The following is a 14,622-nucleotide window of genomic DNA, read 5'->3' as shown; positions in this document are numbered from 1 at the left end:
TATGACTGAACAAGAGAAAAAACCAAAAATTGATGCTATATATCCATTAAGCATTATACAGCAAGGCCTTTTGTTTCATCATTTATCTAATGGTAAAGATCAAGGTTTACTTCATGTACATACTGTCTTAGAAGGTGATTTAAATATTTCGGCATTAAAAAAAGCTTGGAATACTGTAATTGAAAGACATGAAGTTTTAAGAACTACTGTGCATTGGAAAAATATAGAAAAACCTCTGTTAGTTGTTCGTCCTAGTAAAGAAATAGAATGGGCTACTCACGATTTCTCTGAAATAAAAATTGAAGATCTTAACTCTGAAATAGAAAAATTCAAAGAGGCAGATAAAGAAGCAGGAATTAATCTAGAGAAAAATCCGTCACTAATCATTAACCTTATTAAAATTAACAATAATGAGCATATTCTTCTATGGAAATGTCATCATTTACTTTTAGATGGTTGGTCTGCTGGTATTATTTTAAGGGATGTTTTTAAAAGTTATGATGCAATTTGCCAATCTAAAGAAGCTGTTTTTGAAAACGCACCACCTTCTTATAAGAACTATTTAAGTTGGCAAAAAAGTAGAAATAAAAAAGAAGCTGAACACTTTTGGAAACACACTTTTAAAGATTTTTCTAAACCAACTTTATTCAATAAAGATAATAGGGATAGTGGAAATTTTACTACCAAAAGTTTCCGCCTAGACCAAACTTATAACGAGGCTTTAAGAAACACAGCAAAAAAATATCGTATTACTTTAAATACGTTATGTCAAGGTATATGGTCTTTACTATTATCACAATACTTTAACACAACAGAAATCACTTTTGGCAATACGGTTTCAGGGAGATCAGGGGACTTTACTGATATAGAAATAATGGCAGGAATGTTTATAAATATGTTACCTGTTAGAATAAATACTGATGCGGATATATCTTTTGAAGATTGGTTGAAAGATATTCAATCACATCAGCAAAAAACACGCAATTATGAAGACACCACGAATCAAGAGATAAATGAATGGGTCAACAATTCATCTAAACCCTTATTTGACAATCTTTTCGTTTTTGAGAATTTTCCCTGGAAAGATATAAAAAGTGGTGACATACTAGTAAAGCAGTTTAAAAGTGGTATAACATCTAATTACCCTTTAACATTTATAGCTAGAGTTGAAGATCACTTAAAGTTTGATATTATGAGTGACACCAACATAATAAATAAAGATATTCCTTCTTGGTTTCTAGACAATTTGAAATTAATTATAGACTATATCACAACACCTATAGAAATCACACTAAATGGAATTCTTGAACAATTAAAAGAAGTTCCTAATACAGAAATCACTACCTCCGTACTTTCTGAAAATAAGACAACAGAAGTAATCTATGCAGCTCCAAGTAATACCGTAGAACTAGAGTTAGTTAAAATTTGGGAATCAATGTTTAATAAAAGCCCTATCGGCATACATGACAACTACTTCACTTTGGGCGGAAAATCTTTAATGGCTGTAAAGCTATTTTCCAAAATTGAAAAAACTTTAGGTGTTAGCTTACCACCAGTAATACTATTAGAGAATCCTACGATATACCAAATTTCTAACATCATTAAGGAAGATAAACCTATCAAATCTTGGAATAATCTGGTTCCTCTAAGAAGTACCGGAAATAAAGAGCCTATTTTTTGTTTACATGCAGGTGGAGGTCATGTATTCTTTTATAATCCACTAGCTAAATATCTAGATAAAGATAGGCCAGTATATGCTATCAAGCCCTCTGGATTATACGGAAAATTACCTATGCACGAAACTATCGAAGCTATGGCAATCGATTATGTAAATGAAATTCTTATGGCTTACCCAAAAGGTCCGTATAATTTACTGGTTTATTGTCATAGTACTGCTGTTGGCTTTGAGATGTCAAATCTCTTAAAAAGTAAGGGACATAAAGCCAGGCTAATTGTTATGGATACAATGGCAGAACAAGAATATGTTACTAAGAGTCGTTTAAAAATGAGAATCCTAGGTTTTTTAAAACGCCTTACTAAGAATCCTATAGATGTTATTGGTACTATGATTGCCTATCGATTTAAAAAATACATAAAACCATGGTTTATTAATATGTTTGGGAAAGAGGAAGCAAAACATACTTCTAACACTATGGTACATTTGATTGATATTTACAATCAATATAGATGGAAAAATTATAAGCTTCCTGTTACTTTAGTGCTTACTAATAAGGTAAATAAATTATTTAATCAAGAAATTTTATCTTCTTGGCATAAAATAGCAAATAATGTAACGACCATAAACATTAAAGGCGACCATAGAACACTTTTTGATGAACCCGATGTAAAGTTTGTTGCTAAAGCATTAGATGATTATCTTGAATAGATTTTAAAAATTTCCTTTGTGAAAACTTTAATAGAATTAAAACCGAATACTATTCATATTTGGTCCATCAACTTTGTTGTCAATGATGACGGATATCAAAGATACTTTAGCTTTCTCTCTGAGGATGAAAAAGAGCGTGCTAGCAGATTTAAATTTTATAAAGATAGAAGATGTTATGTTGTCGTCAAAGGTGTTCTGCGTTTGCTCTCTGGCGTTTATTTAAATAAAGATCCGAAGAAAATTGAGTTTAATTATGGGAAATATGGTAAACCAAAATTTAGACATAAAACAAATCTAAATTTTAATGTTTCACATTCTGGAGATATGGCTATTATTGGATTTGTTTACGACCATACTATTGGTATAGATATCGAAAAAATAAAAGATGATTTCGATACATTTGAAATTGCGTCTAATTTCTTCTCTAAAGTTGAAATTACTGCACTTAAGAAAATCCCAAAACCAGAACAATACAGAGCCTTTTATCGTTGTTGGACGCGCAAAGAAGCCTTTATTAAAGCCAAAGGGAGTGGCTTATCATTTCCTTTAGATGAGTTTGCAGTGTCTTTAGACTCTGATTTAGATGCTAATGTGCTTTGGACAAAATGGAATACTGCCGAAAAACACCAATGGCAACTAACTTCTTTTGTTCCTTCAAAAGGTTACATAGCTGCCCACATCGTAGACACTAAAATTGAAAATATTCAGTATTTCAATTGGGCAAATCAGCTTGGTTAAAAGCCAAATATTAACTTAATAAATTCATTATTCAAATCAATTTACAAAGAATTGTTTTACATATTTTGCGCTGCCTTTTGTAAATACGATCAACAAAAAAACGCTCAAACCAACTTGGCTAATATTATCATTTAAAAAACAAAACGGAATTTAAAGGATTGCTGCGCATCTTTAAAGCTCCGCTTTGAAAATACTCTAAACAAAAAAACGCTCAAGCTAGCTTGGCTAATATTATCATTTAAAAAACAAAACGGAATTTAAAGGATTGCTGCGCATTCTTGAAGCTCCGCTTTGAAAATACTCTAAACAAAAAAACGCTCAAGCTAGCTTGGCGTTTTTTCTTATTATAGTATTTATTCGTGACCTCGACAGGATTCAAACCTGTAACCTCTTGAGCCGTAATCAAGTGCGCTATTCAGTTGCGCCACGAGGCCTTTAAATTGGGATGCAAATATACTACATAAATTAAAAATCTACCAAACTATTTATTTCAAATTTCTAAATGTTTATTTTTGAGCATGATTTCTAAAGACAACCTTCAGCAATTTAGTTACTTGTTTGATGAAACAATCATGAATGATATTTCTAATGTTGCTCAACTCAAAACATTTAGAAAAAATGATATCATTATTGATATAGGACAAGAGTTGAGTCATATTCCTTTATTAATTAATGGTAATATTAAAGTGTTACGAGAAGATAATGATGGCAATGAACTATTATTATATGTTCTTGAATCTGGAGATACATGTGCTATGTCTCTCACCTGTTGTATGGCAAAATCAGTTAGCAAAATTCGTGCGATTGCAGACGAAAATGCAACGGTTATTATGATTCCTATTGAATACATGACAAAATGGTTTAATACTAATGAAAGTTGGAGAAGTTTTATTCTTCAAAGTTATCAAATTCGCTTCGATGAAATGCTGGAGACAATAGATACGCTAGCGTTTATGAAGATGGATCAACGATTATTCAAATATCTCACAGACCACGTAAAGTTATCGGCTTCAACAAGCTTAGAAATCACACACCAAGAAATTGCTCAAGATTTACACACATCTAGAGTCGTAATTTCAAGACTTTTAAAACAACTAGAAAAAGAGAAAAAAATTGAACTTGGTAGAAACAAAATTATCATTTTAGACTTTTAGTAACATTTGTCACAATTACTTATAAGCTTAATTCTATTTTTGCATCAAATTAAATCTATGGAATACATTTTAAAGCCATGGCCTTGGTACGTTTCAGGTCCACTTATTGCACTTATCATGTTTCTTCTACTCTACTTTGGAAGAACTTTTGGCATGTCATCAAACTTACGAACCTTATGTGCTATTGGTGGAGCAGGTAAACGTGCAAAGTTCTTTGATTTCGATTGGAAAAGCCAACGATGGAACCTTGTAGTAGTCTTAGGAGCGATCATTGGCGGTTTTATTGCACATCAGTTTTTATCTAATCCCATACAAATAGACCTCAGCGACGCTACAATTAAAGATTTAGCAGCTTTTGGTTTTAACAACGCCGGACAAAGTCTATTGCCATCAGAATTATTTAGTTGGGATGCTGTTTTCACTATTAAAGGCATACTTATACTTGTTGTAGGTGGATTTCTAATAGGTTTTGGTACACGTTATGCAGGAGGATGTACTTCTGGACACGCCATTACAGGTTTGAGTAGTTTACAATTACCATCGCTTATTGCTGTTATTGGTTTCTTTTTAGGAGGCTTAATTATGATTCATCTCATTTACCCAATTCTATTTTAATTATGGGAAAGTATATCAAATTTTTTCTTGTCGGCATTTTCTTCGGAATTGTATTAGTAAAATCTGAAGCGGTTTCGTGGTATCGTATTTTTGAAATGTTCAAATTTCAATCGTTTCATATGTACGGAATTATAGGTACTGCGGTTGGTACAGGTATTATTTTACTATTAATTTCTAAACTTAGAAAAGTAAAAAACACTGAAGGTTCATTCATTAGAGTGCCTTTAAAAGATCGTGGCTTTACACGGTATATCATTGGAGGTACAATTTTTGGGTTAGGTTGGGCTTTGGCAGGCGCTTGCCCAGGACCTATGTATATTTTAATTGGTACTGGAGCATTCTCCATCATTATAGTTATAATTGCTGCACTATTTGGCACTTTTATATATGGATTACTAAAGGATAAGCTACCTCATTAGATGGAATTAATTGAAGTTTTAGGATATGTTAGCGCATTGGTTGTTGGACTTGTATTAGGTCTAATAGGTGGTGGTGGTTCTATTTTAACAGTTCCAATTATGGTTTATCTCATAGGATTACATCCAATTGTTGCTACAGCATATTCTTTATTTGTAGTTGGTGTTACTTCAGTTTTTGGAGCTTTTCAAAATTATAGAAAAGGGCTTGTAGATGTAAAAACAGCTATTGTATTTGCTGTACCTGCATTTATTGTGGTATATCTTACCAGACGTTTTTTTGTTCCTATAATTCCAGATGTGGTTTTTACCATTAATGATTTTGAAGTTACAAATAATATCTTCATTATGATATTCTTTGCTATTGTGATGCTCTTTGCAAGTTATTCCATGATTGTAGGTAGAAAAAATGTATCACCAACAGAAAAACAAGACTTAAAACATAGTTATCCTGTAATTGCATTTCAAGCTACAGTAATTGGTGTTTTTTCTGGTATTGTAGGAGCTGGTGGTGGATTTCTAATTATTCCTACGCTGGTCTTATTAGGAAATTTGCCAATGAAAAGAGCAGTAGGCACGTCACTCTTTGTTATTGCAGTAAATTCATTATTTGGCTTCCTCGGTGATTTATCTAATATAGATATTAATTGGATCTTTCTTTTAATGTTTACCTGCATTTCAATTATAGGAATTCTAATTGGTAGTTATTTATCAAAGTTTATAAGTGGAAAAAAACTAAAAAGAGGGTTCGGTTACTTTACAATTATAATGGCTATTTACATTGTGTATAAAGAGTTGTTTTAGCACTATGTGACAAATATCACATTTCAAAAAATGAAGTTTCGTAAATTTGCAATATAAATGAATTAAGAATGAAAATTGAACAATTATATACAGGCTGTTTAGCACAAGGTGCATATTACATAGAATCTGAAGGTGAAGTTGCAATCATTGATCCGCTTAGAGAAATTCAGCAATACATTGATAAAGCTGAAGCTAATAATTCTAAAATAAAATATATTCTAGAAACTCATTTTCATGCCGATTTTGTTTCTGGTCATGTTGATTTAGCTAATAAAACTGATGCAACCATCGTTTTTGGACCAGGTGCTTCTACAGAGTATGATATCCATTCTGCAAAGGATGGCGAAGAATTAAAACTTGGAAATGTTACCATTAAAGTATTACACACTCCAGGTCATACATTAGAGTCTGTTACCTATTTACTGATTGATGAAAAGGGAAAAGATCATGCTATTTTTTCTGGTGATACACTATTTTTAGGAGATGTAGGGAGACCAGACTTAGCTATTAAATCAGATCTAACTAAGGAAGATTTAGCCGCAATGTTATTCGATTCTCTTCGAAATAAGATTATGCCTTTAGCAGATGATGTTATTGTTTATCCTGCTCATGGTGCAGGTTCTGCTTGCGGAAAAAATTTAAGCAAAGAAACCGTTGGTATATTAGGTGAGCAGAAAAAAACGAATTATGCCTTACGTGCAGATATGACAAAAGCAGAATTTGTAAAAGAAGTGCTTGATGGCATTGCGCCACCTCCACAATATTTTGCAAAAAATGCGATGATGAATAAAATGGGTTATGATGCATTTGATACCGTTTTAAAAACTGGTAATATTCCTTTAAATCCAGAGGATTTTGAAGCTTTGGCAAATCATGAGTCAGCGTTAGTTTTAGATGTTAGACCTCAATCTGATTATATAAAAGGTCATATCCCAAATTCTATTTTTATTGGTTTAAATGGTGATTTTGCACCTTGGGTAGGAGCTTTAATAACTGATATAAAGCAACCTATTGTTTTAGTTGTTCCTGAAGGAAAATCAGCTGAAGCCGTAACGCGTCTCTCTCGTGTAGGTTATGATAATACACTTGGTTATCTTGAAGGAGGAATTAATGCATGGGTTTCTGTTGGCAAGGAGATAGATACTTTAGAATCTATATCTGCTGAAGAATTTGCTAAAAAAGCAAAAACTTCTAAAATTAATATTTTAGATGTTCGTAAGGATGGCGAATATAACTCGTCTCATTTAGAAGATGCTCAGCATTTATCATTAGATTTTATTAATGATAAAATGAATGAAGTAGATAAAGATAAAACCTACTTTGTACATTGTGCAGGAGGTTATCGTTCTGTTATCGCTGCTTCAATTTTAAAAGCTAGAGGTTTTGATAAACTTATAGATATTGCTGGCGGATTTGGAGCCATTAAAAAAACAGATTTACCAACGACAGATTTTGTTTGTCCATCAACTTTATAAATTCAATCACTATGAAAAAAAATATGAATAATCTAGACAAAGGTGTGCGCGTATTAATCGCAGCAGCTATTGCGTTATTATATTACTTTAACATTATAGAAGGTACATTAGCATATGTTTTAATGGCAGTTGCAATAATATTCTTAATTACAAGTTTGATTAATTTCTGCCCACTTTATAAAGTTTTTGGTATTAGTACTTGTAAAATAAAAAGCTAGTTTATGGAAACTACTATACAAATACAAAATTTAAAATGTCATGGCTGTGCTAATACTATTATAACTCAATTATCGAAGTTACAAGGTGTTTCAGAAGTCGCTGTGAACAATGAAACTGATGAAGTCAGCTTTAATCATAATTCTACAACAGAATTTGAATTGGTAAAAAAGAAATTATCTGACTTAGGCTATCCTCTAACTGGAGAAGAAAATTCATTGCCAAAAAAAGCAAAGTCTTTTGTGAGTTGTGCCGTTGGCAGAATGTCAAAATAGATAAAAATACTATTTATTAAAAGGTAAAACATCCTACTTAGCGTGGGATTTTTATTATACTATCTCGGCACTAAGACCAGCTTGTAAAAGCTTGGAACATCGTGGCTCTAAATCGTCATAAGAGCCTGTTTTTACAGTACATTTCCCTTTGTAATGTACTAATAATGCACATTGCTCTGCCTGCTCTGGCACATGATCACAAGCATAAATTAATGTATCAATCACATGATCGAAAGTATTGACATCGTCATTAAATAATACAATTTCATTTTGGTTTAATACTTCTTCTTCGAGAAGCAACTCTTCGGAATATTTTTCTTTTGTCATTTTTTTAACGGATTTGAGGAATCTCAGTTAATTTTTCACTCAGACAAGCCTAATGTAATAAAGCAACTTGTAAAAGCTTTACTAATTTATAAATTTTAACGAAACCCACTACTCTTTTTGTATAGTTTCCTTCAATTTTAACATCTATTTATTACATTACGCACTAATTAGTAGGCATTAATTTGCATAAATCAACTGAAAACAAAGTCCATTTTCGTTTAAGTAATTATTGCACATTGATTTATCTGACTTATCCTTGGTGATGTCAAAAATGGATAAAAAAATGGGCTGTTTAAATAAATTTAAACAGCCCATTATATATTAATTTACTAGAATAAATTTTATTTTCTAATAATAAATAAACCTTAACAAGAGCCTAGAAAAGTCCAACCTCCACTTACACGCTCATATAGATTACCAAAATAAGTTACACGTGAACCAATAGGATAACTTCTACCACTTCTCCACTCTGAAACTCCGTCGCATGGACTTGTGCTAGCTGGGTACATAGCCAATAAAGCTGTTATATCATTGCCGTTAAAGTTGCCACTTACACTTGTAGAAAAACAAGCTTGCATAACAGAAGATAAATCTCTACCTGTTGGTGTACCAGATATATGTACTGCCCCATCAGAACCACTTCCTTCGTTTCCTTGTGAAGATGATGGACAGCTTAAACGATCAAACCAATCTGAATGACGGAAACCAATTGAGTGACCAATTTCATGCGTAATAACATGTTCATTTACATTGGTAGAAAATTGCTCTATACCATATATTTGAACAAATTTATTTGGTTGTCCGCTAGAATTAGGAAAACCTGCAACTCCGCCTGTACCACCAGGATTATTAACTGAATTATCATATACAACCATATCTGCCGCTTGGAAATTAGTACCAAACGTTAAATTAAACTGTAAAGTCATATTGTTAATATTGTTGTAATTAGCAACTGCTCTAGTTAAAGCTGTTCGCGCTTTATTAGATAGTGCTTGACTACCACCTGTATAACCGAGTATATTAATAGTTTGATTACTGCTCGTTACCAAATTAAACGTTCTATATTGCTTACTAAGATCAGAACCAGCTTCAATGAGCTTATTCAACTCCTTTTGCGTAAATACAATATCGCTACCAATATAGATTCTTACCTCTGTAGTTCCATCTGGTAAATGGAAGTCTCCTTTAGAAACTACTCCTACATCAATATCTAATGATCTTATGGAACTTAATAGATTGGTATCGGTTATTAGAGTTCTATCCCCTAATTCGTTCATGTTAATTGTTACATCTTCCTCAAAATTTGAAACTTCATCTTCAACATTCTCCTTTTCACAAGCCGTGAATATAAGTGCGAATACAGATAAGGCTAATGCCCAATACTTAATTGTTTTTTTCATTTTTACAATGTGTTAAATTAATGATTTGTTTAAATCGCTTACGTAAACAAGGGCGTAAAAAATTATGGCAAACTATAAAATATAGCCTACTTCAAAAATCTACAATTAAATAATATTATTTGTATCAAATATACGTTGAAAAAATAAGTATAGATTACGGGAAAACCGTAAATATTTAATTAATTATGTTAAATTATCATAATTAATTACGAAATATTCAATATTGTTTAATAAAAAATAGAAATTACTTAACAATGAACTTTACAGCCAACCATCTGTTTTTTAGAATTATATCAATAAAAACCAAGTCGTTTTCGGCACATTTAGACTTTATGATTTCTAAATCTTCTTCGTAAAAACCACTCAAAAAAAGTGTTCCGTTTTTATTTAAATGATTGGAGTAGACAGGTATATCTGCTAACAATATATTTCTATTAATATTAGCTATAATGACATCATATTTTTGATTATCTAGAAACGAACTATCTCCTTCAAAAACTGAAATTAATTCACAATCATTTCGATCAACATTTTCTAAACTATTAAGATAACACCAATTATCTATGTCTATGGCGTCAATTTTTGTTGCACCTACTTTCTCCGTCAAAATTGCCAAAACTCCTGTACCACAACCCATATCTAAAACAGATTTATTTTTAAAATCGTTTTTTAGAATATGTTGAATCATCATATGTGTAGTTTCATGATGACCTGTACCAAAACTCATTTTGGGTTCAATGATTAAATCGTATTTAGTTTGTGGCTTATCATGAAATGATGCACGAACTGTTACCAACTCATCAACCACAATTGGATTGAAGTTTTTTTCCCATTCCGCATTCCAGTTGGTTTGCTTTATTTCATTGAACTCATGAGTGATTTTGAATTCATCTGAACTAAGAATTTGAATATCTTCTAAAATATCCTCTCTCCATTCTTTCTTTTGGATATAGGCCGTAACACCTTCTTCGGTTTCCAAAAAACTTTCAAAACCTGCATAACCTAATTCTGCGATTAAGATTTCAGTACCAGGTTGTAAAGGCTCTACTTTAAAGTTGTAGACTAAATATATATTGTCATGCATTTTTAAAATGCATTTACAATGGCATAAAAATCCTCGGCTTTAAGCGAAGCACCACCAATCAATCCTCCATCAACATCTGGTTTTCCAAAAATTTCTTTTGCATTGTTAGGTTTTACACTTCCGCCATATAAAATTGAAACTGAATCAGCGGCAGAATCACCATACTTATCTGCTAAAGTTTTTCTAATAAATGCATGCATATCTTGTGCTTGCTCCGGACTTGCTGTTTCACCAGTTCCGATTGCCCAAACAGGTTCGTACGCCAAGACAATATTTTTAAAAGCATCAGCACCCAAATGAAATAAAGCGTTCTTTATTTGATTTCCAACAACAACTTCTTCATTTCCTGCTTTTCTATCAGCAAGTTCTTCACCAAAACAGAAAATAACACGCATATCATTGGCCAAAGCAGCATCCACTTTTTTAGCTAATGATTCATCCGTTTCATTAAAATAAGCACGACGTTCGCTATGCCCTAAAATGACGGTTTTAATTCCGATACTCTTTAACATAGCTGCACTCACCTCTCCTGTGTAAGCACCATTTTCGGCAAAATGCATGTTTTGCGCAATAACTTCAATATCATCTTGTCTTGTAGACTCAAATGCGTGCCATAAATTTGTAAATGTTGGTGCAATCATAACTTCAGCATCCGAAGTTTTAAGTTGCTTTTTTAATTCTACAATTAACGATTCTGTCTGAATAAGACCATTGTTCATTTTCCAGTTTCCTGCAACTATATTTTTTCTCATAATGTGTATGGGTTGAATTCTTAATTAAGATTACAAAAATAAAACAATAAAGAAGAAAGGACGTTGATAAATGTCATGTAATTGTTAAGACAACTTAACCCGTGGATCTAACCAAGCATAAATAACATCTACTAAGATATTGATGGTAATGAAAATAATAGCGATTACTAAAACAGCACCCATTATCACTGGCAAGTCTAAGGTGTTTAGAGAATTAACGATTTCTTTGCCTAAACCATTCCAACCGAAAATATATTCCACAAATACTGCTCCTGCTAACATAGAAGCGAACCATCCAGAAATAGCTGTCACTACAGGATTCAATGCGTTTTTTACCGCATGATTCTTTATGACTTGAAATTCGCTCAACCCTTTAGCTCTGGCTGTTCTTATAAAATCTTGATTTAAAACTTCTAATAGTGAATTACGCATTAATTGAATGACAACTGCCAAAGGTCTTATGCCTAAAACTATAGCAGGAAGAATCAGGTTTTTCCATTGTATCGTCATTTTTTCACCGAAATCATCCAACTCATAAAGGCTTCCTGTCATTTCTAAATTGGTATACTTATGCAATACAAAGCCAAATAGCCAAGCAAATAAAATAGCACTAAAAAAGGAAGGTACGCTCATACCAAAAGTGCTTAAAATTTGAATGGTTTTATCTATCCAAGTGTCTTTATATAATGCTGAAATGATTCCAAAGATTATGCCCAAAATAATTGCAATGATAATTGCCGAAACCGCTAAAACAAATGTATTAGGTATGGTTTCACCAATGACTTCTGATACCTTTTTCCCTTGTTTTGTGAAGGATTCTCTTAAGTACGGTGCTTTTACCACAGTAGTTGTATTTCCAAGTGTAAATAATTCTGTCGCTGTATATTTATTTTCACTTAAATATGTATAATCTTTCGGTGTATTAGAATGAAATGAAATCGGAGACAAATCATTGAGATAATACAAAAATTGTGTTCCGATCGGTTTATCAAAACCATATTTCTGCTTTACAGCCTCAACCTGTTCTGCGCTTTGATTTTGGCCAAGCATCATTTTTGCAGGATCACCAAGTTTATTGAATAAAAAAAATATAACAGTAATTACACCCAACAAGGTGATAAAGGCATATAGTAGCTTATTTACGAGATATCTAAACAAATTATAGTTTTATGTCATCTAAATCGTTCCAATGTACTTTGTTAACAACCGTTCCTTTATTTAAGATGACAATTCCAGGATTAGCACGCACAATGGTTTTGATGACTTTTTCGTCGCATAAAAAGAAATCGAAATTCAATTTATTTTCTTGTTTTATTCTTGCTTTATCGTCAGCACCTGAAGATGTTAAACCAATTACAGTGTAACCGTTTTTAATCGCTTTATCTGTAAATGATTTTAACTTTACAACTCCATCGCTTTCACCATTATTTAGATTGTACATGGCTACAATTAAAAGCTTCTCTTCTTCTAAAAATTGTGTTGTTAAATCTTCTTCGTCAGACTCAATAGAAAAATCTTGAATTGGTGGAATATACCCTTCATCTATAGTTTTAGTTTCTACGCCAACATACTCACCATCTACTTTTGGATAGCTTCCGTTGGTAACAAATTCTTGTTCTTCCCCATTAACATTGAATGTCCATGTATATTCTAATATTGGTTTCTGAGCGTCTTCTGGAACTGCCATTTGCTCCTGAATATTCTTTCCAATAGCATAAGCTCTAAAATCTATAGCTGGTAAATGCAATAGTACGTGGTACCCAAACCAAAGTGAAACGATAAAACTTAATAATGCAATTATAGACATTGGTAATTTTGAAAATATTGGCTTGATGTATTTTTTTCCGAAGAATAAAATTAAGATTAGCACTAAAAGAATGATATCTTTAGTAAAGCTTTCCCAAGGCGTAAGCTTCAATGCATCTCCAAAGCATCCACAATCTTTAACTTTATCAAAATATGCCGAATAGAATGTTAGAAACGTGAAGAATACAATCATTAGTAACAAACTCCAAATCGTGAATTTTGCTTTATATCCTATTAATAAGAATACACCTAAAACAACCTCAAACACTACAACTATAACTGAAATTCCTAGCGCATAAGGAATTAAGAATTCTATATTTAAAACATCAGATCCAAAGTATTCTTGCAGTTTGTATGAAAATCCGAGTGGATCATTTAGTTTTATAAATCCTGAAATGATAAAAAGGATTCCGACGAATATTCTGCTTATATTTACTAGTACTTTCATGCTTTTTCTATGTCATTCCTGCGAAGGTAGGAATCTACTTTTATTTAATAATATAATATGGATTCCTACCTTCGCAGGAATGACAAATCAATTACTTTCCCCTAAATGTATCATTGCAAACACAGCATAATTTATCATATCCTGATAATTTGCATCAATACCTTCGCTCACTATTGTTTTGCCAGCATTATCCTCAATCTGCTTGACACGTAATAATTTCTGAAGAATTAAATCTGTCAACGAACTCACGCGCATGTCTCTCCAGGCCTCTCCATAATCGTGATTCTTATCTAACATTAATTGCTTGGTTAATGCTATCTTTTGGTCATATAATTCTGTTGCTTCCTCGGTATTTAAATCTGGTTGTTCAACAACTCCTTTTTCTAATTGAATTAAAGCCATTAAACAATAATTAATGATACCAATAAATTCGCTGACTTCTCCTTCATCTACTTTTCTAACAGCATTTTGCTGCAGACTTCTAATGCGCTGTGCTTTGATAAAAATCTGATCTGTAAGCGATGGCAATCTTAAAATTCGCCAAGCACTACCATAGTCACTCATTTTATTGACAAAAAGCGCTCTACATTTAGCGACAACAGCATCGTATTGTTTTGAAGTATCTTGCATTAAGTTCTGTTATAATTTCCGTAAATTTCGCATAAATAAATTAGAAGTTCAAAGTTTGAGGTTTAAAGTTTTACTAAGACCTTAATTACAAGAAAT

16 protein-coding genes and 1 tRNA gene are annotated in these 14,622 nt (G+C 32.2%); 9 read left to right on the top strand and 8 right to left on the bottom strand.

The features are described 5' to 3' along the window. The first annotated feature begins 1 nt into the window (after window position 1). A complete protein-coding gene (locus SJY34_RS15425; protein WP_400077178.1) occupies window positions 2-2,386 on the top strand; it encodes a condensation domain-containing protein in 2,385 nt (794 codons plus the stop codon). An 18-nt stretch (window positions 2,387-2,404) separates the two neighbouring features. After that, on the top strand, window positions 2,405-3,124 hold the full coding sequence (locus SJY34_RS15420) for a 4'-phosphopantetheinyl transferase family protein (RefSeq protein WP_400077176.1): 720 nt from the start codon (window positions 2,405-2,407) through the stop codon (window positions 3,122-3,124). Between the two features lie 360 nt (window positions 3,125-3,484). On the opposite strand, the gene SJY34_RS15415 is transcribed toward SJY34_RS15420, so the two are convergent. After that, window positions 3,485-3,558: transfer RNA gene (locus tag SJY34_RS15415), tRNA-Arg, on the bottom strand. 84 nt (window positions 3,559-3,642) lie between these two features. On the opposite strand from SJY34_RS15415, the gene SJY34_RS15410 reads away from it, so the two are divergent. The 7 genes from SJY34_RS15410 (at window position 3,643) to SJY34_RS15380 (ending at window position 8,079) form a co-directional block, all read left to right on the top strand. Beyond that, window positions 3,643-4,278, top strand: coding sequence for a Crp/Fnr family transcriptional regulator (locus tag SJY34_RS15410; RefSeq protein WP_400077174.1), 636 nt, complete (start codon window positions 3,643-3,645; stop codon window positions 4,276-4,278). A 57-nt stretch (window positions 4,279-4,335) separates the two neighbouring features. Further along, window positions 4,336-4,893 (top strand): YeeE/YedE family protein, encoded by a 558-nt coding sequence (locus SJY34_RS15405; RefSeq protein WP_400077172.1) that lies wholly within the window; start codon window positions 4,336-4,338, stop codon window positions 4,891-4,893. 2 nt (window positions 4,894-4,895) lie between these two features. Next, on the top strand, window positions 4,896-5,312 hold the full coding sequence (locus SJY34_RS15400) for a DUF6691 family protein (protein ID WP_400077170.1): 417 nt from the start codon (window positions 4,896-4,898) through the stop codon (window positions 5,310-5,312). Beyond that, window positions 5,313-6,113 carry a sulfite exporter TauE/SafE family protein gene (locus tag SJY34_RS15395; RefSeq protein WP_400077168.1) on the top strand — a complete coding sequence of 267 codons (801 nt, stop codon included), beginning with the start codon at window positions 5,313-5,315 and terminating at the stop codon, window positions 6,111-6,113. A gap of 68 nt (window positions 6,114-6,181) precedes the next feature. Beyond that, window positions 6,182-7,588 (top strand): rhodanese-like domain-containing protein, encoded by a 1,407-nt coding sequence (locus tag SJY34_RS15390; RefSeq protein ID WP_400077167.1) that lies wholly within the window; start codon window positions 6,182-6,184, stop codon window positions 7,586-7,588. 23 nt (window positions 7,589-7,611) lie between these two features. Then, on the top strand, window positions 7,612-7,806 hold the full coding sequence (locus tag SJY34_RS15385) for a DUF2892 domain-containing protein (RefSeq protein WP_400077165.1): 195 nt from the start codon (window positions 7,612-7,614) through the stop codon (window positions 7,804-7,806). Window positions 7,807-7,809: 3 nt separating this feature from the next. Beyond that, window positions 7,810-8,079: a heavy-metal-associated domain-containing protein gene (locus SJY34_RS15380; RefSeq protein ID WP_400077163.1), complete on the top strand. Its 270-nt coding sequence runs from the start codon at window positions 7,810-7,812 to the stop codon at window positions 8,077-8,079. Between the two features lie 54 nt (window positions 8,080-8,133). Here the strand turns inward: SJY34_RS15380 and SJY34_RS15375 are convergent, their stop codons facing one another. From SJY34_RS15375 to SJY34_RS15345, 7 genes are all read right to left on the bottom strand, one after another. Then, entirely contained in the window at window positions 8,134-8,406 is a 273-nt protein-coding gene (locus SJY34_RS15375; RefSeq protein WP_400077161.1) for an ATP-dependent Clp protease adaptor ClpS, read from the bottom strand. 365 nt (window positions 8,407-8,771) lie between these two features. Further along, a complete protein-coding gene (locus tag SJY34_RS15370; RefSeq protein WP_400077160.1) occupies window positions 8,772-9,806 on the bottom strand; it encodes a M57 family metalloprotease in 1,035 nt (344 codons plus the stop codon). A gap of 244 nt (window positions 9,807-10,050) precedes the next feature. Beyond that, a complete protein-coding gene (gene prmA, locus SJY34_RS15365) occupies window positions 10,051-10,890 on the bottom strand; it encodes a 50S ribosomal protein L11 methyltransferase (RefSeq protein WP_400077159.1) in 840 nt (279 codons plus the stop codon). Window positions 10,891-10,892: 2 nt separating this feature from the next. Next, on the bottom strand, window positions 10,893-11,642 hold the full coding sequence (gene tpiA / locus SJY34_RS15360; protein ID WP_400077157.1) for a triose-phosphate isomerase: 750 nt from the start codon (window positions 11,640-11,642) through the stop codon (window positions 10,893-10,895). 84 nt (window positions 11,643-11,726) lie between these two features. Continuing rightward, on the bottom strand, window positions 11,727-12,800 hold the full coding sequence (locus tag SJY34_RS15355) for an ABC transporter permease (RefSeq protein WP_400077155.1): 1,074 nt from the start codon (window positions 12,798-12,800) through the stop codon (window positions 11,727-11,729). A gap of 1 nt (window position 12,801) precedes the next feature. Continuing rightward, the gene (locus tag SJY34_RS15350; protein ID WP_400077153.1) at window positions 12,802-13,896 is read right to left on the bottom strand and encodes a BT_3928 family protein; all 1,095 of its coding nucleotides are present in this window, start codon (window positions 13,894-13,896) and stop codon (window positions 12,802-12,804) included. 87 nt (window positions 13,897-13,983) lie between these two features. Then, a complete protein-coding gene (locus SJY34_RS15345; RefSeq protein ID WP_400077152.1) occupies window positions 13,984-14,526 on the bottom strand; it encodes a DUF1599 domain-containing protein in 543 nt (180 codons plus the stop codon). Window positions 14,527-14,622 lie beyond the last annotated feature (96 nt).

The organism is Winogradskyella sp. R77965, from assembly GCF_044594915.1.
Lineage (GTDB): Bacteria > Bacteroidota > Bacteroidia > Flavobacteriales > Flavobacteriaceae > Winogradskyella.
Note: the sequence above shows the minus strand (reverse complement) of the source record. Positions and strands in the feature narration are given on the sequence as shown.

Bases quoted from the DNA above. Each gene is read 5' to 3' on its own strand.
- SJY34_RS15400 (WP_400077170.1), top strand. From the start codon at position 4,896: ATGGGAAAGTATATCAAATTTTTTCTTGTCGGCATTTTCTTCGGAATT.
- SJY34_RS15345 (WP_400077152.1), bottom strand. From the start codon at position 14,526: ATGCAAGATACTTCAAAACAATACGATGCTGTTGTCGCTAAATGTAGA.
- SJY34_RS15385 (WP_400077165.1), top strand. From the start codon at position 7,612: ATGAATAATCTAGACAAAGGTGTGCGCGTATTAATCGCAGCAGCTATT.
- SJY34_RS15390 (WP_400077167.1), top strand. From the start codon at position 6,182: ATGAAAATTGAACAATTATATACAGGCTGTTTAGCACAAGGTGCATAT.
- SJY34_RS15410 (WP_400077174.1), top strand. From the start codon at position 3,643: ATGATTTCTAAAGACAACCTTCAGCAATTTAGTTACTTGTTTGATGAA.
- SJY34_RS15370 (WP_400077160.1), bottom strand. From the start codon at position 9,806: ATGAAAAAAACAATTAAGTATTGGGCATTAGCCTTATCTGTATTCGCA.
- SJY34_RS15380 (WP_400077163.1), top strand. From the start codon at position 7,810: ATGGAAACTACTATACAAATACAAAATTTAAAATGTCATGGCTGTGCT.
- SJY34_RS15395 (WP_400077168.1), top strand. From the start codon at position 5,313: ATGGAATTAATTGAAGTTTTAGGATATGTTAGCGCATTGGTTGTTGGA.
- tpiA (WP_400077157.1), bottom strand. From the start codon at position 11,642: ATGAGAAAAAATATAGTTGCAGGAAACTGGAAAATGAACAATGGTCTT.
- SJY34_RS15375 (WP_400077161.1), bottom strand. From the start codon at position 8,406: ATGACAAAAGAAAAATATTCCGAAGAGTTGCTTCTCGAAGAAGAAGTA.
- SJY34_RS15405 (WP_400077172.1), top strand. From the start codon at position 4,336: ATGGAATACATTTTAAAGCCATGGCCTTGGTACGTTTCAGGTCCACTT.
- prmA (WP_400077159.1), bottom strand. From the start codon at position 10,890: ATGCATGACAATATATATTTAGTCTACAACTTTAAAGTAGAGCCTTTA.
- SJY34_RS15425 (WP_400077178.1), top strand. From the start codon at position 2: ATGACTGAACAAGAGAAAAAACCAAAAATTGATGCTATATATCCATTA.
- SJY34_RS15350 (WP_400077153.1), bottom strand. From the start codon at position 13,896: ATGAAAGTACTAGTAAATATAAGCAGAATATTCGTCGGAATCCTTTTT.